This window comes from Desulfobacterales bacterium (assembly GCA_034003325.1).
GTDB lineage: Bacteria > Desulfobacterota > Desulfobacteria > Desulfobacterales > JAFDDL01 > JAVEYW01.
In genome coordinates, this window is record JAVEYW010000006.1 from 245,477 (window position 1) to 266,549 (window position 21,073).

Annotated in this window: 25 protein-coding genes; 10 read left to right on the plus strand and 15 right to left on the minus strand. The window is 47.5% G+C overall.

Features of this window, described 5'->3' with window-relative positions:
• Positions 1-280: 280 nt before the first annotated feature.
• Genes RBT11_08730 through RBT11_08740 form a run of 3 tightly spaced genes read right to left on the minus strand, consistent with a single transcriptional unit; the run spans position 281 to position 2,119 of the window.
• Positions 281-1,054: an ImmA/IrrE family metallo-endopeptidase gene (locus RBT11_08730; protein ID MDX9786847.1), complete on the minus strand. Its 774-nt coding sequence runs from the start codon at positions 1,052-1,054 to the stop codon at positions 281-283.
• Positions 1,044-1,466, minus strand: a complete 423-nt coding sequence (locus RBT11_08735) for a hypothetical protein (GenBank protein ID MDX9786848.1) — start codon at positions 1,464-1,466, stop codon at positions 1,044-1,046. The genes RBT11_08730 and RBT11_08735 overlap by 11 nt, the downstream gene beginning before the upstream one ends.
• On the minus strand, positions 1,457-2,119 hold the full coding sequence (locus tag RBT11_08740; GenBank protein ID MDX9786849.1) for a hypothetical protein: 663 nt from the start codon (positions 2,117-2,119) through the stop codon (positions 1,457-1,459). The genes RBT11_08735 and RBT11_08740 overlap by 10 nt, the downstream gene beginning before the upstream one ends.
• Positions 2,120-2,289: 170 nt before the next feature.
• Here RBT11_08740 and RBT11_08745 point away from each other — a divergent pair, with 170 nt between their 5' ends.
• From RBT11_08745 to RBT11_08755, 3 genes are read left to right on the plus strand one after another with little or no spacing between them, the layout of a single operon-like run.
• On the plus strand, positions 2,290-2,520 hold the full coding sequence (locus RBT11_08745) for a DUF2188 domain-containing protein (GenBank protein ID MDX9786850.1): 231 nt from the start codon (positions 2,290-2,292) through the stop codon (positions 2,518-2,520).
• Between the two features lie 55 nt (positions 2,521-2,575).
• Positions 2,576-2,845, plus strand: a complete 270-nt coding sequence (locus tag RBT11_08750) for a multiubiquitin domain-containing protein (protein ID MDX9786851.1) — start codon at positions 2,576-2,578, stop codon at positions 2,843-2,845.
• The gene (locus tag RBT11_08755; protein ID MDX9786852.1) at positions 2,820-4,028 is read left to right on the plus strand and encodes a ThiF family adenylyltransferase; all 1,209 of its coding nucleotides are present in this window, start codon (positions 2,820-2,822) and stop codon (positions 4,026-4,028) included. The genes RBT11_08750 and RBT11_08755 overlap by 26 nt, the downstream gene beginning before the upstream one ends.
• A gap of 1,102 nt (positions 4,029-5,130) precedes the next feature.
• Here the strand turns inward: RBT11_08755 and RBT11_08760 are convergent.
• From RBT11_08760 to RBT11_08770, 3 genes are all read right to left on the minus strand, one after another.
• Positions 5,131-5,766 carry a hypothetical protein gene (locus RBT11_08760; GenBank protein ID MDX9786853.1) on the minus strand — a complete coding sequence of 212 codons (636 nt, stop codon included), beginning with the start codon at positions 5,764-5,766 and terminating at the stop codon, positions 5,131-5,133.
• Positions 5,767-5,985: 219 nt separating this feature from the next.
• Positions 5,986-6,171, minus strand: a complete 186-nt coding sequence (locus RBT11_08765; GenBank protein ID MDX9786854.1) for a hypothetical protein — start codon at positions 6,169-6,171, stop codon at positions 5,986-5,988.
• Positions 6,164-6,424: a MerR family transcriptional regulator gene (locus RBT11_08770; protein ID MDX9786855.1), complete on the minus strand. Its 261-nt coding sequence runs from the start codon at positions 6,422-6,424 to the stop codon at positions 6,164-6,166. Before RBT11_08770 ends, RBT11_08765 begins: the two co-directional genes overlap by 8 nt.
• Before the next feature lie 1,767 nt (positions 6,425-8,191).
• Here RBT11_08770 and RBT11_08775 point away from each other — a divergent pair.
• Both RBT11_08775 and RBT11_08780 read left to right on the plus strand, forming a co-directional pair.
• Positions 8,192-9,214 carry a magnesium transporter gene (locus RBT11_08775; protein MDX9786856.1) on the plus strand — a complete coding sequence of 341 codons (1,023 nt, stop codon included), beginning with the start codon at positions 8,192-8,194 and terminating at the stop codon, positions 9,212-9,214.
• A gap of 84 nt (positions 9,215-9,298) precedes the next feature.
• The gene (locus tag RBT11_08780) at positions 9,299-10,231 is read left to right on the plus strand and encodes a universal stress protein (GenBank protein ID MDX9786857.1); all 933 of its coding nucleotides are present in this window, start codon (positions 9,299-9,301) and stop codon (positions 10,229-10,231) included.
• Positions 10,232-10,705: 474 nt separating this feature from the next.
• Here the strand turns inward: RBT11_08780 and RBT11_08785 are convergent, their stop codons facing one another.
• The 7 genes from RBT11_08785 to RBT11_08815 form a co-directional block, all read right to left on the minus strand.
• Positions 10,706-10,879, minus strand: coding sequence for a hypothetical protein (locus tag RBT11_08785; protein ID MDX9786858.1), 174 nt, complete (start codon positions 10,877-10,879; stop codon positions 10,706-10,708).
• Between the two features lie 225 nt (positions 10,880-11,104).
• On the minus strand, positions 11,105-11,377 hold the full coding sequence (locus tag RBT11_08790) for a hypothetical protein (GenBank protein MDX9786859.1): 273 nt from the start codon (positions 11,375-11,377) through the stop codon (positions 11,105-11,107).
• A gap of 78 nt (positions 11,378-11,455) precedes the next feature.
• Positions 11,456-11,932, minus strand: coding sequence for a hypothetical protein (locus RBT11_08795; protein ID MDX9786860.1), 477 nt, complete (start codon positions 11,930-11,932; stop codon positions 11,456-11,458).
• A gap of 136 nt (positions 11,933-12,068) precedes the next feature.
• Positions 12,069-13,007, minus strand: coding sequence for a DUF932 domain-containing protein (locus RBT11_08800; GenBank protein MDX9786861.1), 939 nt, complete (start codon positions 13,005-13,007; stop codon positions 12,069-12,071).
• A 334-nt stretch (positions 13,008-13,341) separates the two neighbouring features.
• Entirely contained in the window at positions 13,342-14,076 is a 735-nt protein-coding gene (locus RBT11_08805) for a Rad52/Rad22 family DNA repair protein (GenBank protein MDX9786862.1), read from the minus strand.
• Between the two features lie 293 nt (positions 14,077-14,369).
• The gene (locus tag RBT11_08810; protein MDX9786863.1) at positions 14,370-14,621 is read right to left on the minus strand and encodes a JAB domain-containing protein; all 252 of its coding nucleotides are present in this window, start codon (positions 14,619-14,621) and stop codon (positions 14,370-14,372) included.
• Positions 14,567-14,815 (minus strand): JAB domain-containing protein, encoded by a 249-nt coding sequence (locus tag RBT11_08815; GenBank protein ID MDX9786864.1) that lies wholly within the window; start codon positions 14,813-14,815, stop codon positions 14,567-14,569. The genes RBT11_08810 and RBT11_08815 overlap by 55 nt, the downstream gene beginning before the upstream one ends.
• Here RBT11_08815 and RBT11_08820 point away from each other — a divergent pair.
• Positions 14,702-15,004: a hypothetical protein gene (locus tag RBT11_08820; GenBank protein MDX9786865.1), complete on the plus strand. Its 303-nt coding sequence runs from the start codon at positions 14,702-14,704 to the stop codon at positions 15,002-15,004. The genes RBT11_08815 and RBT11_08820 overlap by 114 nt on opposite strands.
• Here RBT11_08820 and RBT11_08825 read toward each other — a convergent pair.
• Positions 15,001-15,222, minus strand: a complete 222-nt coding sequence (locus tag RBT11_08825; protein MDX9786866.1) for a hypothetical protein — start codon at positions 15,220-15,222, stop codon at positions 15,001-15,003. The genes RBT11_08820 and RBT11_08825 overlap by 4 nt on opposite strands.
• Before the next feature lie 863 nt (positions 15,223-16,085).
• Here RBT11_08825 and RBT11_08830 point away from each other — a divergent pair.
• From RBT11_08830 to RBT11_08840, 3 genes are all read left to right on the plus strand, one after another.
• The gene (locus RBT11_08830) at positions 16,086-16,850 is read left to right on the plus strand and encodes a DUF1883 domain-containing protein (protein MDX9786867.1); all 765 of its coding nucleotides are present in this window, start codon (positions 16,086-16,088) and stop codon (positions 16,848-16,850) included.
• A gap of 98 nt (positions 16,851-16,948) precedes the next feature.
• Positions 16,949-18,157, plus strand: coding sequence for an adenine-specific methyltransferase EcoRI family protein (locus RBT11_08835; protein MDX9786868.1), 1,209 nt, complete (start codon positions 16,949-16,951; stop codon positions 18,155-18,157).
• Positions 18,154-19,320, plus strand: coding sequence for a DUF262 domain-containing protein (locus RBT11_08840; GenBank protein MDX9786869.1), 1,167 nt, complete (start codon positions 18,154-18,156; stop codon positions 19,318-19,320). The genes RBT11_08835 and RBT11_08840 overlap by 4 nt, the downstream gene beginning before the upstream one ends.
• Positions 19,321-19,524: 204 nt before the next feature.
• Here the strand turns inward: RBT11_08840 and RBT11_08845 are convergent, their stop codons facing one another.
• Positions 19,525-20,118 (minus strand): AP2 domain-containing protein, encoded by a 594-nt coding sequence (locus tag RBT11_08845; GenBank protein MDX9786870.1) that lies wholly within the window; start codon positions 20,116-20,118, stop codon positions 19,525-19,527.
• Between the two features lie 244 nt (positions 20,119-20,362).
• Between RBT11_08845 and RBT11_08850 the strand changes: the two genes are divergently transcribed.
• The gene (locus RBT11_08850; GenBank protein MDX9786871.1) at positions 20,363-21,070 is read left to right on the plus strand and encodes an SOS response-associated peptidase; all 708 of its coding nucleotides are present in this window, start codon (positions 20,363-20,365) and stop codon (positions 21,068-21,070) included.
• Positions 21,071-21,073: the final 3 nt, after the last annotated feature.

Consider the following 21,073-nt stretch of genomic DNA (forward strand, 5'->3'; position numbering starts at 1 on the left):
TGCCGGCCAAAACATTTTTTCGATGTGCCACCAATGTGAATATTTGCCAATGCGGTGAGGCCCTTATGCCAAGTTATGAGGGGATTTTTTGTTCAGCTGAGGCAAAGCCCTTGTGCACGGCAGAAACAAGGTCTCCACGCATCTCAGGGCGTTTGGAGCCATAGACTGAATTCGGGATGGTTAATAGCTGTCACCAGATTTTAGAGTGCCCTCACAGTGGTGATAGTGGAGAGATATACGAAAGCCGAGTTGGCCTAAAAAAATGGCTTGCTTTCATGAACTACTCTGGTTTTACCCATAGGACAGTTAAGACAAAACCAAAGGTTGGAGACGCAATAGAATGCTCCACAACCTCTTCCAGGCCTCGGCTTTCGACCCAAGCATCAGCATCGACCTCCTGAGGATCTGGCTCCATTTGTTCACCGGCAAAAAAATCATAGGCCAATGTTCTTTGGTCCAAATTGTTTTCTCGTTTTATAAATCGCCACCAGGTCGGGCTCTTATAAAACCATTTAATTTGATTATGGGCTGAAAAAATTACCGCACATTGCTCAGGGCAGTGCCTGACAAATTTAATTGCCGTTGCTGTAAGAGATGCCCTGAAATCCTTGGCTATTGCCCGAATTGGATCAAAATTGACGGTTCCAACATCACATCGCAGCTCCACCAATTTTGTTGGTAATATAAGTTCACTGGCAAAAAAATTGGCTTGGGTCTCCTGACTACTCTGATACCAACTAAACATATCCTCGTTGTTGCAAACTTTTTTGATCGATGTAAGGTGGTTCATCAAAAGATGGCCCAACTCATGAGCGATACTGAATCGTTGCCGCTCAGGAGGATCGCCACCAGGGATTCGAATAGTTGCCTTGTTTCCAAGCTTAACAATACTTGCCGCTGCTCCTGGGACTTTTTTTTCAACAACCACAGCACCTTTGATAAATGCTATATCTCGAATGCGGATGTGTTCTGGTGAACATATGCCAAATTCGTCGATCAGGCCAGCCGCTAATCGTTCAGCCTCGATTAATTTATAGCTGATATCATTCTTCATTTGATGACTCGTCAGGGAAAGATGCTTTGGATAATTCAAGGTCCTCCAAAAGGGCTTTCATCTCTTCCATGCCCATGGTTTCTAAATCTCTGTAGGCGAAACCAGCTTCAGTTTTGGACACTTGTTTTAGTCGGTCCAAGATCTGTTCTTTGGTCCAATCCTTGAATCGATCCATAATGTCATTGCTTCGTTCTGCGAGATTAAGCCTTTTTTCTTTTGCCTTGTCCAAAACGGATCTTTTTGCCGCCATTGAAATTTTTTCCCTGGCTATCTTTAAGCGACACAATGCGGCTTCGACATCTATACCATCGTTTGCAAGCTCATCTTTTATCTCTTGAATGGTTTGATGCTCACTCATGCCCAAAGCATCTGTCAGGGTATCCAATATTTCCAGCTTGTTATTTATGCCCATTCTTCCCGCCTTTCTATGGAAGATTGTTCTTGCAGTTTGGGGTTGAACTGTTTGAGCTTCCTGCGTAATCTTTTTAGTAAATTATTGACCTCATTAACCTCAAAGCCGGTTTGAGCAGCTATGCCTTGTGGTTTGCTTATCCCTTCTTCAAAGCATAAAATTACCATTCCTAAGTCATCATCCTCGCAACTAATCTGGTCGAGCTCATTCATTAGGACTCGAAGGTTTTCCGACTCGATCAGCTCATCTTCTGGGGTTTTGGGTCTTGATGCTGCAACGGTTTCATCAGAAGAACCAAAAATTTTATCATCCTTGGGGGAACCATCCTCATAAAATAAAGATTCTGTAGGAAATTCTGATTCATGCTCCGCATTATGACTGGTCATGCTTCTTATGATGCCTTTTAAAAAAATAGCAATGTCCGGGCATGTCTTTTTATTCCAGTTACGGTAGGTCCCGTTAGTCCCAATTCCATACGCCCGAGCGAACGCTTCTCGCACAAGGGATTCGGGGTCCATATCCTTACCAAGCCAATGAAATATTTGCACCCTCCAACGAGCATATTTCAGCACTGCGGGTAAAACAGCATCCCAATCCACTTTGTCGAGATGTTTGTGAATAGACGGATCATAGGCATCTTTATACCGGGGCATCACATATCCTTATAGAATTTCCACTGTCGTTTCATAACCTAATGCCACCTACGATTCAATTTTTGCCATTTTTTCTATTTCAGATGGCAAAAAATGTTTCCATACCGGCATACACATTTAGAATGAGACAATGCAAACAAAATCAGTTTTATCAAGAAAGGATTATCACAATGGGAAAAAATCAACACGTAGTGCCTCATAGGAACAACTGGGCTGTTAGAGGTGCCGGTAATCAGAGAGTAACCTCGACACATCGGACACAGTCAGATGCAATCACCGCTGCCCGCCAAACCGCGATAAAACAGCAGAGCGAAGTTGTTATACACCGACCCGACGGCAGAATTCGGGACAAGGATAGTTATGGTAATGACCCTTGCCCACCATGTGACACAAAACATTGAGCGATACTATCATGGATACAAAGCCACTACAATATTGCTTTAGAGGAGACACCAAATGAGCAACAATCATTCAGACAATGCCCCTGGACAGAACAAAACCACCACAATTATTGTAAACGGTCGCCAGCGGGAAGTGACAGGAAAGACGATCTCATATAGCCAAGTCGTCCAACTTGCATTTCCCAACGATCAAGCCGATGCCAACATTGATTATACAGTCGCTTACGCTAACCCCCACGGCAAAGATGGCACGCTTGTTAATGGGCAGGAAGTGCATGTCAAGGAAGGAATGATTTTCAATGTCACCAAAACTAATCGTTCTTGATCCCGACCTTCAGCGCCTCCAGCAAGAGGGTTATGAGGTTGAAGTGCAAAATGGACATGTTCTCGTGCACTCTGTTCCATACGTGAACGCGCAAAGAAAGGTCTTAAGGGGTATCGTTGTAACCAACCTTAATGGCAATGTAGGAAAACTGGGCAAACCAGGCGACCATCAGGTTTGGTTCGTCGGTGAATATCCTTGCCGCCATACCGGAATGCCCATTGAAGCAATTCGCCACTCCTCGCAAGCTATTCAGCTCTGGCCGGGATTTGAGGCACAGCACCGATTCTCAAACAAGCCATTTGGGGCAAACGGCTATCCCGACTACTATTCCAAGATGAAAAATTACATTTCTATAATCTCCAATGAGGCTAAAAAAATAGATCCGGATGTGACTCCTTGCACTTTCAGGGTTATCGTTTCAACTGATGGAGATTCGGTATTTCGATATTGGGATACTGCATCAAGCCGAGCAAATATTATGACTGTATCTGCGAAACTTGCCATGGACAAGATAGCCATCGTTGGGCTCGGAGGCACCGGCTCCTACGTCCTCGACCTGGTTGCAAAAGCCCCGGTTCGTGAAATTCATCTATATGATGGTGATAAATTTATACAGCATAATGCTTTTAGAGCACCAGGTGCCGCATCGATCGAAACCCTTGAGGATCAGCCTTTCAAAGTAACCTATTTTGCTCGCATTTATGGTGCTATGCGGACAGGTATTTTTCCCTATGAGGAATATATCACTGAAAGCAACATCAGTGTACTTGAGGGATTTGATTTTGTTTTCCTATGCGTGGATAAAGGTGAAGTCAGGAAGCTGATAGGAAATTTCCTCCGACTAAACGGAATCCCGTTTGTCGACGTTGGCATGGAGCTGGTGATAGTTTCAGAGGAAAATTGCCTTATTGGGACCTGTCGGGCAACATTGAGCACCTTGGATAAATCTGATCACTTCGAAAGGCATGCCCCCCAAGGATCTGACAATGGGAACGATCTTTACGGGACAAATATTCAGGTCGCGGATATGAATGCGCTCAATGCCGCCCTGGCGGTTATTAAATGGAAGCAGGTTTGCGGCTTTTACCAAGATATTGTAAAGGCCCACCATACGACATACTCGATTAATTCGCACTCCTTGACGAGGGATGAAATGACTGGAAAAGTTGACAGCATATCATGAAAAGAAAAACGATCAGGCCAGCATTCGTAGACTTTATTCCGGATCGTTTAGAGGAAGGTGTACTATATATCTGTGAGCGATATAAAACCGCCGCACACAAATGCTGTTGTGGCTGTGGTGAGGAAGTTATTACCCCGCTGTCCCCGGTTGATTGGTCCCTCCGGAAGGAAGGAGTGGTCGTTACACTTCGGCCATCTATTGGTAACTGGAGTTTTGCATGCAAATCCCACTATTTGATTTCAAAGAATCAAGTGGTTTGGGCAAATGGGATGTCTCAGTGGCAAATTGATCGAGTCCAGGCACGAGATAGAGCGGATAAAAAAGCATATATCGAGGCAGTTAACCTGAAAAAGAGGAAACAGACGGCTCTAATTTCCAGAATAATCAGAGCCTGGCAGTCACTGGTACGTTGGCTGAAGTCTTTGTAGGGGGTATCCTGTCTGGACCAAACTACCCTGCCTCCCTGAATCAGGTTGGGTAAACACAAAACGTTAGGATAAAATGGTACAAAACTGGAATAAAATAGCCGATCAGAGAGCCAAGGAGAGCCAATTTGAAACTTTTTTCAAATAAATGCACTTTTTTTCATTTTTTTTGTCCACAACCACGATGGTTTGAACGATATAGTATTATAGAGACTACTTGAAACGGTATCCTATAGAATTCCGCAACTGTGTGATTGTTTGTTTCTTGAGACAGGTGAGAAACCGGTCTGTAGTGTTTCCGTTTATCAGTGTCTGACACGGCAGCGCTCTGTGCTGTCCGCAATTAAAAAACCACCCATGCCCCCAGTCAGGGGCCACAGACTTTTCAAGACGAGCATTGCGGAAGCTCTCTGATCAGTTCAGGATACCTTTGCGACAGCTTCAGCTTTTGCAGAATGATATACCACCGGTGCCCGCTGCCACGAAGCTTTTGCACAACTGTGATGACCAGGCCCCCGAGTTATGCGGAAGCTGAAACATCACTTTTGTGTTAGCGGCGCTGCCGAGTTGTGCGTCTGCTGAAACATTTTTTGTGTTGCCGGCCTGGCTGGTAAATGAAGTTTTGCTGAAGGAAGGGTCTAAAAGAAAGGCCCGCTTTTGACAGCGAGCCTTTTTGGTCAGTCAGTGTATCCGATGTCTTCGAGGTAGGACCTGAATCGTTCAACCTTTCTGTTCAGGCGTTTGCAATAGCTGAAATAATCAATTCCAAGCCTTCTGGCTTCATCACACCGATCCCTGGCCCCCAGGAGCACCGCCAGATCATGATGTCCGAAAAAGTCATCGGCTATCTGCATCAGCTCTCTTCCGATAAGTTCATCCTCTGGGGAAACAGCGTTTATGAGTCCATCTATCCCATCGCTTTCATAACGACTGGTGGACATCCCGGATCTGTCTATGGTGTTATCATATTCCAGTTGTGATAAAGGGATCGTTCTTTCCTTTTTCAGGCCGTTGTCGAGCAGCCTCCGGAGAGATTTGAGTTCATAGTGGACGAACAAGGTCACATATACTTGAAAAGGGGACTTGCTTGGGTCCCACTTGAGATGCTTTTCCCTTTCCCAGAAAACAGTAAACAAATGGTTGTATATTTCTTTTCGTTCAATGCCATGCCTGGCGAACAAATACTTGACGGTACGATTTATATGGGGGGTTATTTTGAGTCGGATGCCGTGATTTCTAACTGCGAGCTTTATGATGTCAAAGCACATCTTTAAAGTATGTTCTTCAGACCCCCATTCACCCTTAAAACCCACCGTTTACTGATAGCCCCCTGCATTGTTTCTGCGGTATGGTCGCCAATAAAGGTTTCGTTCTTGATGTGTTCACGGCATTTGTTATTTTGAAATTCAGTTTCTTATTCATACTCTCCTCATTGTCCTCTCGCTTTTTTGAATTCAGGTGTGGGCGGAGGTGGAGAGGTACCTTTTCAGCCGGGCTCATGATTCCCAGCCTAACCCACACCCGTTGGAATGTTACCGAAGCCCTGATCGTTCGGGTTCGGTCTGTTTCAGTAGCGCTTCCGTATTCTTGAACAGGTTATACGGAATCAAATCGATGTCGCACTTATCAAAACCCTCATGATAAATGGCGCACTCCGTTTTGAGGCAGGCCCGATCGATAAACGGGCATGTTTTTGTTTTTGCCTGATTTTTATACATTTTTCTTTCCTCCTTCATTCGCTTTTTTAACCGCCACCGGGAGGGTGAACCCCTGGCCGAGATAGAGCTTGATGTTGCCGATGATCTCGATCTGTTCCAGGGTGAACCTTCGGTAGGCTCTGACGCCGGATATGACTCTGCCGGCTTCTGGGATGTATCCCCTGGCTTCCCAGTTTCTGATCTGTTTCTGGGTGGCTCCTGTGATCTTGGCGGTGTCGCCGATTGAATAAGTTTCTTGATTTTTTCTGCTCATTCGGAATTTCCTCCTAATAATGAATTTGGGCAAAAATTTATGCCCTTCTATTATTACTCAGGTAAGTTAATTCCGAGGCAAGGAAGGATATTCTGAGGGCTGGAATAGATGTTTCTTGTCGCCAATCAGGGAAAACGTGGAATAGCCAATCAGGAAAGTGACTATCACGGACCCACTCCATACGCATAACATGAAGACATTTTTATCTTGCTTTTTACCGGGGGAAAGGTATTATCTCAACGATTCCAATTTGATAACGAAAAAACAGGGTTCAAAGCTTCATTTCTCAAGGCTGTTTGGGAACTGGCAATATTTAAGCAGCAAACGGGAAAATATGCCAACGGAGTCAACAAGGTCCCGGGAATCCCCTTCTTCGAGCTGGGAACGATATTAATATGGTCAGCTACTGGCTCGGGCATGCCGATATCAACACAACCCATATCTACCTCGAAATCGATATGGAAATGAAACGGAGGATGCTCGAAAAAACAAATGCGCCGACTATCGAGGCTAAATCGCAATGGCATGAACCGGAAATCCTGACATGGCTAAACAACCTTGCAAAAGGCACTCAATTATGTGAAGTGAAATTATGAGCTGACACAGGAAAATGTGGGAATTGCTGAGGAAAAGGTGGGAGCTTAACATAATTCAGAGCTTCACATAACATTTTTTAGGTGACAACTCCCTTGACACCCACCGGGGGCAACAATCAAATCGTGATAATTGTTTTGTGCTATTTTTTTTATTATATTATAGAAAAATATTGAAATTCAAGCACAGACCTGATACTTTGCGTAAATATGGATATCGCGCCCCATATATTTTCCACCGGGCCATCACTCACCAATTATCGGAATTTTTTTCGGGAGAGACAAACCGTGTCAGCAGCTAAGATAAATGTACGAATCTTCATTTCTTTGCTTCTGGCTCTCTGCCTGTTAACGGTAGCCATACAGACAAAATTGTCAGTTGATCTGCAAGACACCAGGACACGCCCAAGGACTTTTCTCTTTACTCCTGCCTTCTTGGATTGCGTGGTATCAGCCTCCACCCACGATAGGCGGACTAATTACAATTCTTTCAATGAACTATTTAACGGCGCATTGATTCTCAGACAAATTCTGTTCGATTTTACCAGGGGATCCTCACTCTTTCTTACAGAATACAGCGCCAGCTTCGCCCACCGTGTAGACCGTGCGGCAATTCCCATTCGAGCATCTCCATTCCCATACAAACATAGTTCGTGATCAACTCGTAATAAACTCCTGGATTCAATTGCACCTGCAATCCTGTTAAATCAAATTTCTGATCTGCCGCAATAGGATATAGTGTGATTAAATTCCGGGCTTATAACTATTTTTTTTGCAGCTCCATGGATATGCGGCCCACCCAAATGGCAGCCACTTGCCTGCGGAGAGCATTATATTGATGCGTGCAAAGAGGCCTTATGCGAAATACCCATTTGAAATCACAAGACGTCAGCGAAAGCAGCCCCTCTTCGGAGCCGGTAATTGACTATTCTCCAAAAACAAGCACCCTGCGCAACCAGATCGTTTTCGGAGTTAAGCTATCTTTAGTTGCCGTGATCTTTTTTCTTATGCTTTGGCTGCTTGAAAGATATGTATCTTAAAATAGGACCTGAACGAACCAGCGATCCGGCATCTTTTTGTTTGGGGGCCTTGCCCCCAATTTCCTTGAACAAAAGGCAACTTTACGAAAATTCAAATTAGGAATATGTGATTGCTAATGGTCAGGAGTTTGACCATGCAATCGATAAACGAAGAAAGAAAATTTTTCCTGATGACGGAACAGACAAACCATCTGCACCAGCCGATTGCCACCCTCGCACACAAGGACGTTGCGAAGTTGCCCCAGAATTCAACCGTTCAGCAAGCATTGGACGACATCAGAGTAAATAAAAGGCTGGCAGACAGAATTGTCTATTTTTATGTGGTGGACAGCAACGATCGATTGGTGGGTGTTGTGCCGACCCGGCGCCTGCTTGCTGCGCCCTTGGAGCAACGCATATACGAAGTGATGATCAGTTCCGTAATTACAATTCCGATGACTGCAACGGTGTTGGAGGCCTACGAGTTTTTTATACTGCACAAGTTGCTTGCGTTTCCGGTGGTGGATGAACAAAAAAAGATATTGGGCGTGGTGGATATCGGAATGTTTACGGAAGATGCTTTTGATTTAGCCGATCAAAATAGCATGGACAGAGTGTTTGAGACGATCGGCTTTCGCCTCTTGCAGGTGCGAGACGCTTCACCGCTGCAGGCGTTCCGTTTCCGGTTTCCATGGCTATTGGCAACGATCACCAGCGGTACGGCTTGCGCATTGCTGGCCGGTGTTTACGAGATGACATTGGCCAAAAGTTTGGTTCTGGCGTTTTTCCTGACGCTGGTTCTGGGATTGGGCGAGAGTGTCAGCATGCAGTCCATGACGGTCACCATTCAGGGGCTGCAGTCAAGATTACCGACGCTGAAATGGTTTGTGCAAGCACTCTGGCGCGAGACCGGTACGGCCTTGTTGCTGGGTGCCGCGTGTGGTATTTTGGTGGGCCTAATTGTCTGGCTATGGCGCGGGAATATAGTGTCGGGACTTGCCATTGGGTCCAGCCTCCTGCTGACGCTTTGCGCAGCCAGTTTATTCGGACTAAGCATCCCGTCTCTGTTGCACAAGCTGAAGCTTGACCTGAAAATTGCGGCGGGTCCATTGACCCTGGCATTAACCGATATTTCTACACTCCTTATCTACTTCAGTATCGCAGAGGCATTGCTATGAGAGAATCCCGATTATTGAACAAGAGCTATGGCTCTGTAAGATTGGCAAAACAAAGCATGCAGATTGTCCTAAGATGAGGTACGGATGAAACAATTTCAAAACATTCTTTATGTGAATGAAGAAACGGTGGATCAATCTTCGGCAGTAGAACGTGCAGTCTCTCTGGCGGAGAACAACCAGGCAAAACTGACGATCATCGACGTAATCCCGCCTGTTAATGATGATTACCAGATGGAAACAATGAATTCACACATGCAGGCGTTAGAAGTCTTAATCGAGCCCTACCAGAATCGAATGAAAATCCAGCTCGATGTTCTGATGGGCAAGGTTTTCCTTGAGGCAATTCGTTCCGTACTGCTCAATTCGTATGACTTGGTGATCAAGGCTGCGGAAAACCCCGATTTTATGAAAAGAGTATTTGGCAGCGACGATATGCATTTGCTGCGAAAATGCCCGTGTCCGATATGGCTCATGAGGCAACTGGAAAAATCCAATTACGACTGCATTCTGGCGGCTGTTGATTTCAATCTTTTAGACCCTACAGCCTCAGAGCAGGCCCTTAACCTGGAGATTCTTGAACTGGCCAGTTCGCTTGCGCTATCCGACTTTGCTTCCTTGCATATGGTCCATGCCTGGGAAGCCATGGCCGAAAGAGTCATGCTGGCGAGGGGGGACATCCCAAACAATACGATTGCCACCCACGTCGCAAACCAGTACTCGCTCCACCAAAAAGGACTATACAGGCTGGGCGAGACGTTGCGTGAAGGGATCGGCACCGATGCTTATGATATAATTTCTCCTCGCTCCCACCTGCCCAAGGGACCGGCGAAAAAGGTAATCGTGACCTTGGCGGAGCAGTTGCAGGCGGATCTTGTAGTCATGGGGACGGTTGCGCGCACAGGTATTTCGGGGCTGATCATCGGCAATACCGCCGAAGCTATTCTTGGTCAGCTATCATGTTCGGTGCTTGCCATAAAGCCCCCAGGATTTAAAACACCGGTAAAGCTCACCGAATAACGGATTTCTGGCCTGCCAATGGCGGATTGGCGAGCAACACGCAAATTCATGAATCATTTCAGTGCGTTTTCGGCTCAGCTTTGGTGGTCTGTTAAGTTAGGTGTTACAGGCGTTCATTGTGTATGGAATCTGGGGGGGACGTTATGTTGCGACATTTTTTATGTTGTGTGTTTGAGTCAAAGACCCAACGGTGTCCAACAATTCGAGATAATTTTTGCAATATTAGCGCGTTGGATGGGCATGAGAGCCATTTAGAGAGGTGCAGAAATAAGGGGGCAGGAAACAGGTATTTATGATGTTTGTTTCAGGGAACGAGGGCGGAAAGGCGGCTTGATGCGGTTGCGCATAAATCACAAAGGAGCGGGAAGCGCAAGCATCGGCGAATGCTTCAAGCAGAGAGCATGGGTTGTTTAAGATGGCGATCTGACGCGGGGTCGGATGGACAGGCGGATTCTTTTCCCGAAGACTGAATCTTCATTCCGTGAGGCGTTTCAGGGAGTAAATGCCGGTGAGTCCTGAAATCGACTTGGGGACCTTGTCCCGCTTGGACTGAAATATTTCTTTTACTTTCCGGTAGGTGTCCAGGACAAAGGCCTTGCCGCCGATAATGCCCGGCGGAAGTTCGGGACGTTCCCAATATTTAAACATTTGGAAAAACTTAATTCTGTGTGCAGTAAAGATAGGGCTTTGATATCTGAACCGAAAACGTGTCTTCAAACCCTGTAGTAGCTCTATTTATTATCCTGAAAAATTACCCATGTACATTTAGTATCGCCAGCAGTCATCAGTCCTAATTGTGTCGGCACTGATGAGAACCCTTGCAGCATGGGGGGCAGCCGTCATGCAACTGAGCCCCCATGTTGCTCCTCCTTTTTAATCCTCACCCTTATCGTTCTCTCGTATCAACCGTTCCTCCTCTGCTTTTTCCCTGGCTATTTCTTCAGAGATCGGCCCCAATAACATCCAATCCTGCCACTGAATTCCGCGACAATGGTCATTCTCCGCCTCCAGAGATACATCCTCATCGATAGCCGGTCCTGCTTCAGATTCAAATTCACCAGGAGTTTCACCAAAATCGGCGTCATCGTCATCATGATCGAACCCCTCATCATTATCCCCGTCAAAATCGTCAAAGAAATCATCCATTTGATACCTCCTTTCAAATCAGTACCCGCATTGCGAGCACAAGATTTTATGTTTTTGCCATTGTCCTCTATTGCCGGATTAAGGAACTTGCCCCAGCGCTTCAGAAAAGAAATTCATCCAGCTATTCGAAAAATCTTTTTCTTCGTGATCGAATGGCAAGGACCTTTGGCCGGTCCTTTGAACCTTGTCATTTTCCCAATGAAGAACCAGTTCCTTATTAAGTCGTTTAGCATACTGGACCTCATAGCGGGTACCACCGGTGAGACCATCCTCTTGACTGATAAAGGCGTGGACAATCTCACATTTTGAAATCAGCTCTCGATTTCGCTGGTAGTAACGCTCTACCATTTCCGGTCGGCTTGCAACGCCTGTCAGATCCGGCGAATAAATGCGGACTTTAAGGCCAATCACCTTGGCCTCCTCATTGGCCCATGTGCAAACGCCCCTGCATGAACTGGTGATGATAATAGAATCCTCCGGAAGTGAATGGATCAAGTCGATGACTGATTGCCTGTCTTTGTATTTTCGCGCTCCGACAATACCCACGTATTGCATGGCTACCTCCTTTAGGAAAAGGAAAGCCCCGCCATCGATTTGATGACAGGGCCTTCCGAGTTATTTGTGAAAAGTGTTTAGTCGCCGGTCGGCTAAACACATGAAAATGAAGACAAGGGATTTGACTGAATCGGGTTTACGATTTCACCATCGCGAGGATATGCCCGCCCGTCTTCTCAAGCCGATAGGAATCCGTGGCGGATAGGGAAGGGTCCTGGGCCGCACGAGTGAAGGCATTTATTACGTGAAACATGGTGGCACCTTCCTCCTGGTAATAAGCCCGTTTTACGATGTCTGTTTCGGGTCCAGTAATCTGGAACTGTCGAGCAAAGGATTCAATGGTGCTTTCCGGATTGGACACCGGAGTTCCTATGGAAATCATAAACCTGTCCCGGCCATGCCTGGACTGGTCCACCACGCCTTGGAGCACCATCGGAAACTCATCCATGACCTTTCTTGAGATATGCTTGTAGCGGGCATCAACGGCGGTTTTTGCGATCATTCCGTTGGTACAGACCAGGCGATAGTAAAAGGCCTCGATTGAGAGCGCCAGGAAACCCACTTCCGAATTTGAGATGCTGATGCCGGGAACCACCTTGTCATTTTCAGACAAACGGAAGGTCCTCTCGTATTCCGGCACCTTCAGGACCATGATTTCGTTGTCCAAGGAAATGTGGATTTCAGTTTCCGGGTTGAAACCATATTCCAGCATCTTGGTTAGCACTTCCATGTGGTCGATGGCGGTATATCGTTCAGTAAAAACGGCCCGCAATTTATTGTCGTCGAACCGGCAAAACAGGGTTTGGCGGTTTCTGGCCTCCTCCCTGATCCAGTAATTGAGGTTCTCTGCCTGCAATTCTTTGGGACAACGGGACAGATAGGAAAATGGCACCCGGAGTCGGTTTGCAAGGAGTCGCTGGGCGCTGGGTAAAACTTCCACTGGCCGCCTCGACACCCACATCTGCGACAGGCTGTCAAATGTCATATCCTGGACGGGGACGATTTCATCGTAATGCTGGGCGGATCGTTGATGGACTTCGTTGATGACAGTTTCAAGCGTTGATGTTTTTACCATGATACTGCTCCTTTCATTTTTTTGTAGTTGGGTTCATTGTTGCGTTGAGTTTCTCCAGTTCTCGTTGGAAACATTCGCTGCAGATGCCATGGGAGACGGGTTTGGAAATGTTATTGAGGACAGATACCTCACACTCCTTCCAAGCTATCGAGCGTCGGCAATAGCTGCAGACTACCTCCACTTTCATGGTGCTCATGGTGGCCTCCATAATAAAAAAGCCCCTCAAAACGGCTTTCAGGGCCGTCAGAAGGGCATTTCTTGTTTTATCCGAGCATAAAAAAAGGAGCCTATGGGGCTCCCTCATCTGTGTGCCTTTTGATTTGTTGGAATGGGTTTAGTTGGGCAGCATGGTACGGATCAATCCAGAAGCATCACGCTTGGAAATGTGTTCTACAACACACCCATAAGCTTCCTTGCAGAAACTGTCGAGTTGAGCTTTACTCCTTCCCCGATCTTCATTGAGTTGCATGAGGTAATTCATTTGTTTGTCAGAAATCCTTTCATTACAATCTGACCTGTTGGGATGATTGTTTCCGTTGCCATTGCCGTTACCGGGAGGCCGGGAATTATTGCCCCCATTGCCGTTACCGTTGCCGTTTGTACGATCTCCCCTGGAGGGCTGATCGTGATTGGGCTCCTGTTGAGACCGATATCCGACTCCATTTGAACCGTTTCCATTCTGACCCATATGGGCGTTTGTCCTGTTGTACAGGTGCAGTCCCACACCGAGCATGGTGGCGCACTTTTTCAGGCTATCTGTGCCGGCTGCCTTCAAATCACAGGCAATTGATATCATCTCTCCAGTCTCACGCGCACGGGTGATTCGACTCGATCCGAATTGGGTCTTGACGATATCCCCGGCCTTGAGTTCACCGAGGACGATCACCTCATCCGTATCTTTCAGGATTTCATGCTTCAGGATAGAAAAGGACCATTCCGAGTCAAAGGCATCATTCAACTTCTTGATAACGGCATGCCCCTCGACATAATCGAACGTCCGTCCATAATGCCCTTCCCGCTGTTTGATCTGCTCCGGGCCAAAGGGTTTTTCGAGAATTTCTCTATTCATGTGTTTTTCCTTTCGTTGTGTGTGTTGAAAACAAGCATGTATTGCATTTGGATTTGTCCCTGCACGCCTTGCAAACCTTGCTACGGTCCAAGATGCCGGGAAGGTATTCGAAGATCTTTTCGATGGCCTGAGTCATGGGTATTCCAAGCGCCCACGCGATACGCCTCAAGGTTTGAGATGAGGCCAGGCTCAGTTCCGGCGTGTATGCCATTGTGGATTTCACCTCCCTTCAAAATGCAAAAAGCCATCTGCCCGGGGGCAAATGGTCCCTCATGAAAAGTGTATTGATTGATTCAGTTCGCTTCGTTGTACATCCGCTGAATGATCCCCTGATCTGCGAAGCTGAAATACTGGTCATCCTCCAGGGATATGATCAGATGCTCATGCACTTGAATGCCGATCACCTTGGCGGCCTGAATGATGCGCCGGGTCAGATCCAGATCTTCTCGGCTGGGTTCAAGGTTGTTGCTGGGGTGATTGTGACAAAGGATCATGGCGGCGGCATTGGCAAGGATTGCCGGTTTGTAGACCTCCCTTGGTACCACTGATGCACTGACAGCCCCCCGATGGAGACGATGTTCATACCGATTATTTCATTTTTGGCATTAAGCAAGATCACGCAAAAATGTTCTCTGTCGGATTGTCCGTGCTTCTGGATGAGTTTGCGAAGGATAGCTTGGGCCTCTTCGGCGTTGTTAAGCCTCTGACCCCCAAACGAGATGTTCGCATCCTTGACCAGGGAAACACGATAGACAGAAACGAAGGTCCCCTTTGGCGGGTCTGGGTTGGCTCCGAAGAGTTGTTTCTGTGTGGCTCTGGATCTGGGTATGGTCTTTTGCATGGTGTTGCCTCCTTTCATTCAAACGCAAAAAGCGGTTCCCGGCACAATGACCGAAAACCGCCTTCCGCTGAAATGGTGATGGATTAAAATCTGAAGATGGAACCGCAATCTCTGCAATACGGTTCATTGACAAGCTGTGGATAGATGGTTGAGAGGTGCTTTGGCGTTGCGTTTACCCGGCGGATCTCCTTCAGCCAGGTGCATGACGCCAGTTTCTTATCCAGACAATCCGGGCAATAGAATTCGCGCCAGACGTATCCGGAATTGGTGGGGTCCTTGAGGGTCACGTGGATAAGGTTGCTCATGGTGTCTCCTTTCTTGAATGGGTTTTGTTCAATGGATGGGGATGGAAGGGGCGCCGGCAACGGAGGGGATATGGCGGCGGCATAAAAAATTATTGGCGGATCTATACCCTCTTACATACAGGGTAGAGCTCACACACTCGGGGGAGATTTTGAAACTTGAGCACTATTATGGAACGTTGGCTCATTGGATGGAGCAAGAAGACAGCTTGTATGGGTTAAAGAGAATAGACTGTGGGAGGCGCTCTAAATATATAGACGGGTTTTATGGGGCTAATGACCATGATGGGGGATGTGATTCGGACGCTGGATGATGTAAAATTACAAACGTATCAAAGGTTTTCCGGGCATCAGATACCTTTTGGATTTAGGATGAGACCCCAGGTTATCGGAATGACAACTTCAATGTATTGTTTCCTATCACCAATTGTAAAAATATTGAGATAGTGCCAAATAAATTGGTTATCACATGCAAGGTTGACGGTAAAAAACCCGAGTTCGAGCGTCACTGTGGAGGAACACTTTCACACAGCTGAACCCTATTGCGGGATAAATATAATTTGAATTTCTGAATCATTTCCCCTCTCCTATGTTGTTGAAAAACTCACCGTGTTTACGATAAGTAACCCAGATCGGGAGCAAACCCGTCGGAATTGTTCACCCACGGAAAAATATTTTGATAGAAATGCAAAAAAATCAATTTAATTATCAGCCAGATATGTTAAATACGGAGCGTCTTTCCAGCAAGTGCCATGGATTTTTTAACAGTTTCAGAAATTCCCAATTTTTTAAGTATATTGGTTATTCATCGTATTGCGGTGAGTAAATAAAGTTATGCCCCAAAAAAAGCGAGAAAGGAAAGATGCTTGCAATTCATCCATAACGACCTCGGGTATCGTAAGCAAGGTGAAATTGTAGAAATCACCCTTACCAGCGGCGCGAACGTCCGTCTGATGGATAGCTCAAATTTTTCGAGCTACAAAAGTGACCGCCAACATCGATTTTACGGCGGCCTTGCTAAACAATCTCCCATTAGGCTTCCTATTCCGAATTCAGGACATTGGCATGTCGCAATAGATATGCAAGGCTTGCGCGGTAGCACACGTGCATCAGTAAGAGTTCTCCCCGGACCGTTGCCGGAGATACGCCAGACTCCTTTAGCTGAAGTGCCGGGTCTTGTAAGGCGCAATATTCCCCCTGCCATGGATTCAGGCGGACAATCCCACGATGTCTTTATTTCTCACGCATCAGAGGACAAAGACGAAATAGTAAGACCACTCGCAAATGCTCTTGTGAAGCAGGGCATTGATGTATGGTACGACGAGTTTACGTTGCGAATAGGCGACAGCTTGAGGCAGAAAATAGACAGAGGGCTCGCAAATAGTCGGGTTGGACTGGTCGTCTTATCGCCGAACTTCATCTCCAAAGGTTGGACAAATTACGAACTCGACGGAATTGTCACACGAGCTGTGTCAGGAGAGCAGATCCTTCTTCCTATTTGGCATAACATTACTAAGCAACAAGTTGTCGATTATAGTCCATCTCTGGCAGATAAAGTTGCACGAAGCACCGCGACCCATACTGTTGAGGAAATAGCAGGTGAAATTGCGGATCTTCTTAATCAAAACTGATAGGAAGTAACGCATAAAAACGACACTACACAGGACGCCATACAGCAGGCGCCTGTGATTTTTCGGTTCGGAGGATCATGGTGGAGGAAGCATAGGCTATGGCGAAGGCGGAAAGCAAGCCGATGAATCAAGGGCTTGGCGCGGCGAAGGCGGCCAAGCAGGACGAGTTTTACACCCAGTATGTTGATATACAGAAAGAGGTTGAGGCCTACCTCGAATTCGACCCCGATACGTTCCGCGGCAAGGTCGTCTATTGCAACTGCGACGACCCCTTCGAGAGCAACTTCTTCAAGTACTTCGCCGCCAACTTCAACAGGCTCGGGCTGAAAAGACTCGTCATCACCAGCTACGACGGTTCCCCAATCGCTGGTGCACAACTCACCTTCGATGAGTACTTTGAGGGCAATGGCAAGCGCAAAAAACCCAAGGCGATTGCCGTCGAAATCAAGGAAGTGAAGGATGTCAACGGAGACGGCGCAACCGGCATCGAAGACGTCGAATTGTTCCTGAAGCTGAACCCACACACCCGCACGCGCCTCTCTGAAGGCGGCGACTTCCGCAGCGCTGAATGCATCGCTCTCTTGAAAAAGGCGGACGTCGTGGTCACTAATCCTCCCTTCTCCCTCTTTCGCGAGTACGTGGGCCAGCTTATGGAACACGGCAAGAAGTTTCTGATCATAGGCAACCAAAACGCGATCACCTATAAGGAGATCTTCCCATTCATCAAAGACAACAAGCTGTGGTTCGGAGTTGACAACGGCGGAACGAAGTGGTTCCAGGTTCAGGACGACTACGACATCAAGACGGAGTCGCGCAAGAAGATTGTCAATGGCACAAAGTACTTCAGCATGGGGAGCATTATGTGGTTCACAAACCTCGACCATGGCCGCCGCCACCAGAAGCTGTCCCTCAGGACCATGGCGGAAAACTTGCGGTTCAGCAAGAACTTGAAGGGAAAGATGGCTTATGAACGATACGAGAACTACGAAGCGATCGAGGTGAGCACTTACAAGGCAATTCCCAGCGACTACGACGGCGTCATGGGCGTCCCGATCACCTTCCTCGACAAATACAATCCCGACCAGTTCGAGATTGTTGGCACCACAGAGTCCAACGACCCAGACAATGCTTTTAGGACGCGGGTATACACGTCTCAGGAGTGCCGTGATTCGTATCGGGAGCGATTCGGCAAGCCGGGCGTTTACGACCTCAATGCTTCCGGGGTCGTGAACGGCGTCAAGGTTTTCAAGCGAGTCCTAATCCGCCACTGTCGCAATGCCCGGCCTTCAAAAGGGAGGAAAAAGTGAATACCACACTGAGAACCGAGATTACCGTGGCCGACATCTGCGACGGATTTGTGTACAACCAATTGGAGGGAAAGGGGCTGTACGGGTTGGGCGGAAAGCTCACCATTCAGCCAGAGTACCAGCGGAACTACATCTATGCGGATGACGGCGGCAATAAGGAGGCGGCTGTGATTCACTCGCTACTAAAGGGGTATCCGCTCGGGCTGATCTACTTCAACAAAGTCGCGGAGGACAAGTTCGAGGTGTTGGACGGTCAGCAGCGCATCACCAGTATCGGACGGTTCGTTACAAACAAGTTCGCGATCATGGATAACGGCAATCCGAAGAACTTCGACAGCTTGCCCGCCGACCAAAAAGCTAAAATTCTGGAATCGAAATTGCTGATCTACGACTGCGAGGGCACGGAGACCGAGATCAAGCAATGGTTTGAGACTATCAACATCGCAGGTGTGCCCCTCAACCCCCAAGAACTCTTAAACGCCATTTATTCCGGACCGTTCGTGACGTTTGCCAAGGCCGAGTTCAGCAACAGCCAGAACGCGAACATCCAGAAATGGAGCGCGTACATCAGGGGCAGCGCAAACCGTCAGCAGTTCCTTGAACGGGCGCTGGACTGGGTGAGCAAGGGCGATATTGGCAGCTTCATGAGCGCTCATCGCAACGATGACAATATTAATGGGCTGAAGACCTACTACGACAGTGTCATCGACTGGGTGTCGAGCGTGTTCAGGGATGTTGAAAAGGAGATGCAGGGGCTGGAGTGGGGACGGCTCTACGAGGAGTACCATTCCAAGTCATATGATCCGGCCAAAGTGTCCTCAGAGGTTAAGCGACTTTATAGCGACCCATACGTCAGGAAACGTCGCGGCGTCTTCGAATACATTCTTGGAGGTTCAACCGATACGAAATTGCTGGATGTCCGTGTTTTTGACGAAGCTACAAAGAAATCCGTCTACGCCAAGCAGACTACAGTTGCCGAAGCTAATAGCGTATCAAATTGTCCGCTCTGCGCAGTCGGCCATGATGTCAATAAGAGCAAAGTCTGGATGCTTTCAGAAATGGACGCTGATCATGTAGCAGCGTGGACCAAGGGTGGTCCCACAGATCGCAAGAACTGCCAGATGTTGTGCAAGACTCACAATCGTGCAAAAGGCAATCGATGAAGGTAAACAACAGCCCCAATAAAACCATCGAGGCGACGTCCCAAAGGCCACGCCTCATGGCAGCCGTTCATTCAAAATTTGAGATTCGATACTCGTATCCTGCATGCGTAGGTACTACCGAACTGACCGTACAGCTCTCCAGTATCATAATGTCAACCAAATCAGGTAGGCGGAAAAATGATTTTCGCGTGGAGAAGTGAGCTCCTATTGCCCTCGTTGACCGCAGTAACGTTCCCTCAATTCCAAATGCTCCCTGGAACGTAGGTACTTTTCAACGACATCCCTTGCCTCACTGGCCAACCGTTTTGCCTTATCCTCCCCATACTTTTTGATGCTGAAGGTCTTGTTTCGATACCGCCGGCGGACGATGCCATCCTCCTCAACATATTCGATCCACACAGCGGAATATCCAAGATTGTGCCTGTTGTAATAGGAAATGGTGCCGTCCTGCTTCACATGTTTTCCGATGCTCATGTAGTCGTGTCGCTGAACCCCACATTTCCCGAACTTGTTGTCGACTCTCGGCGTTGTGTAACAGGGCGGAACCCCGCCGGACCAATCACCCTTGGCCTTAATCAAACCTCGAGATCTGAGTTCCTGATATTCCCAGTCCCTCCAGTCCTTCGCCCAGAATAGAGACTCCTCCTGTCCACCCTCGTATTCATGGAAATAAAACCGCCTGTGAGAAATCAGCTCCGTCTTACCCTTAACTGACTTTGCGAAACGGACCCAATAGTGAGGACGCTGCTTTTCATAGGCCACCAGGGTGATGAAAGCCATATCTGCCTGCTCTTGCATAGGATGCTCCCTGAAATGCTTTTATGGATCAGGCTTTATATAAAGGGATGAAGGGGAGGATGTAAAGGGCTGTGGTTTCCGTTGGGCATTACCGGGGGGACTTTCTGCTTGAATTGGATGCTGGTGCTATGGGATCGTATGCTAAACATGTTGCTGATCTGAACTGTTGGGACTTATATGCAACGATCATAGCCCCCTCTTGAAAAGGCCGACCAGGTGGCTACGGCTCAATCCCCTTGACATCATGCCTTCCCAGACTAACACTATCGGTATGTGCGGAAGATATGCTTACATAGGTCCCATTGGAGGAGTCAGAAAACTGGTCGTCATTGGTGACTGGGACTGGTTACCAGATTCCAACTACAACATCTCGCCCACTCAAGAAGTACCCGTCCTTCTGAAAGAAAGAGAGCAGATTCACATCCGGCACCTCCACTGGGGGCTCATTCCATTCTGGGCTAAAGATCCTAAAATCGGCTCCCGGATGATCAATGCGAGGTCCGAGACCCTGGCAGAAAAGCCCTCCTTTAAAAACGCGTTTAAGAAACACCGGTGTCTGGTACTGGCTAACGGATACTACGAGTGGACTGGGACCAAAGGGGATAAACAACCCTATTTCATCACCACACTCACCGATGAACCTTTTGGCTTTGCCGGCCTGTGGGAAACGTGGACCGACAAGGACAGCGAAACTACGATTCAGTCATGTACCATCATCACAACCGAGGCAAGCCCTGTCATAGAGCACATCCACGAAAGAATGCCGGTAATACTCAATCCGGAAATATATCAGCATTGGCTCGATCCAGAACTTCAGGACCTCAACGAACTGATCGGGATGCTCGAAGTGGGTAAGGTTGAGGAGTTCAAGTTTTATCCTGTCTCACGTGATGTGAATAGCACGAGAAACAATAGGCCTGATCTAATGCAGCCCATCAATTTGCAAGAGTAACAT

What these genes read in the sequence shown, in the direction of transcription:
- RBT11_08730 (MDX9786847.1), bottom strand. Translation starts at nt 1,054, where the DNA reads ATGAAGAATGATATCAGCTATAAATTAATCGAGGCTGAACGATTAGCG.
- RBT11_08735 (MDX9786848.1), bottom strand. Translation starts at nt 1,466, where the DNA reads ATGGGCATAAATAACAAGCTGGAAATATTGGATACCCTGACAGATGCT.
- RBT11_08740 (MDX9786849.1), bottom strand. Translation starts at nt 2,119, where the DNA reads ATGCCCCGGTATAAAGATGCCTATGATCCGTCTATTCACAAACATCTC.
- RBT11_08745 (MDX9786850.1), top strand. Translation starts at nt 2,290, where the DNA reads ATGGGAAAAAATCAACACGTAGTGCCTCATAGGAACAACTGGGCTGTT.
- RBT11_08750 (MDX9786851.1), top strand. Translation starts at nt 2,576, where the DNA reads ATGAGCAACAATCATTCAGACAATGCCCCTGGACAGAACAAAACCACC.
- RBT11_08755 (MDX9786852.1), top strand. Translation starts at nt 2,820, where the DNA reads ATGTCACCAAAACTAATCGTTCTTGATCCCGACCTTCAGCGCCTCCAG.
- RBT11_08765 (MDX9786854.1), bottom strand. Translation starts at nt 6,171, where the DNA reads ATGTATAAAAATCAGGCAAAAACAAAAACATGCCCGTTTATCGATCGG.
- RBT11_08770 (MDX9786855.1), bottom strand. Translation starts at nt 6,424, where the DNA reads ATGAGCAGAAAAAATCAAGAAACTTATTCAATCGGCGACACCGCCAAG.
- RBT11_08775 (MDX9786856.1), top strand. Translation starts at nt 8,192, where the DNA reads ATGCAATCGATAAACGAAGAAAGAAAATTTTTCCTGATGACGGAACAG.
- RBT11_08780 (MDX9786857.1), top strand. Translation starts at nt 9,299, where the DNA reads ATGAAACAATTTCAAAACATTCTTTATGTGAATGAAGAAACGGTGGAT.
- RBT11_08785 (MDX9786858.1), bottom strand. Translation starts at nt 10,879, where the DNA reads ATGTTTAAATATTGGGAACGTCCCGAACTTCCGCCGGGCATTATCGGC.
- RBT11_08790 (MDX9786859.1), bottom strand. Translation starts at nt 11,377, where the DNA reads ATGGATGATTTCTTTGACGATTTTGACGGGGATAATGATGAGGGGTTC.
- RBT11_08795 (MDX9786860.1), bottom strand. Translation starts at nt 11,932, where the DNA reads ATGCAATACGTGGGTATTGTCGGAGCGCGAAAATACAAAGACAGGCAA.
- RBT11_08800 (MDX9786861.1), bottom strand. Translation starts at nt 13,007, where the DNA reads ATGGTAAAAACATCAACGCTTGAAACTGTCATCAACGAAGTCCATCAA.
- RBT11_08805 (MDX9786862.1), bottom strand. Translation starts at nt 14,076, where the DNA reads ATGAATAGAGAAATTCTCGAAAAACCCTTTGGCCCGGAGCAGATCAAA.
- RBT11_08820 (MDX9786865.1), top strand. Translation starts at nt 14,702, where the DNA reads ATGTTCTCTGTCGGATTGTCCGTGCTTCTGGATGAGTTTGCGAAGGAT.
- RBT11_08825 (MDX9786866.1), bottom strand. Translation starts at nt 15,222, where the DNA reads ATGAGCAACCTTATCCACGTGACCCTCAAGGACCCCACCAATTCCGGA.
- RBT11_08835 (MDX9786868.1), top strand. Translation starts at nt 16,949, where the DNA reads ATGGCGAAGGCGGAAAGCAAGCCGATGAATCAAGGGCTTGGCGCGGCG.
- RBT11_08845 (MDX9786870.1), bottom strand. Translation starts at nt 20,118, where the DNA reads ATGCAAGAGCAGGCAGATATGGCTTTCATCACCCTGGTGGCCTATGAA.
- RBT11_08850 (MDX9786871.1), top strand. Translation starts at nt 20,363, where the DNA reads ATGCCTTCCCAGACTAACACTATCGGTATGTGCGGAAGATATGCTTAC.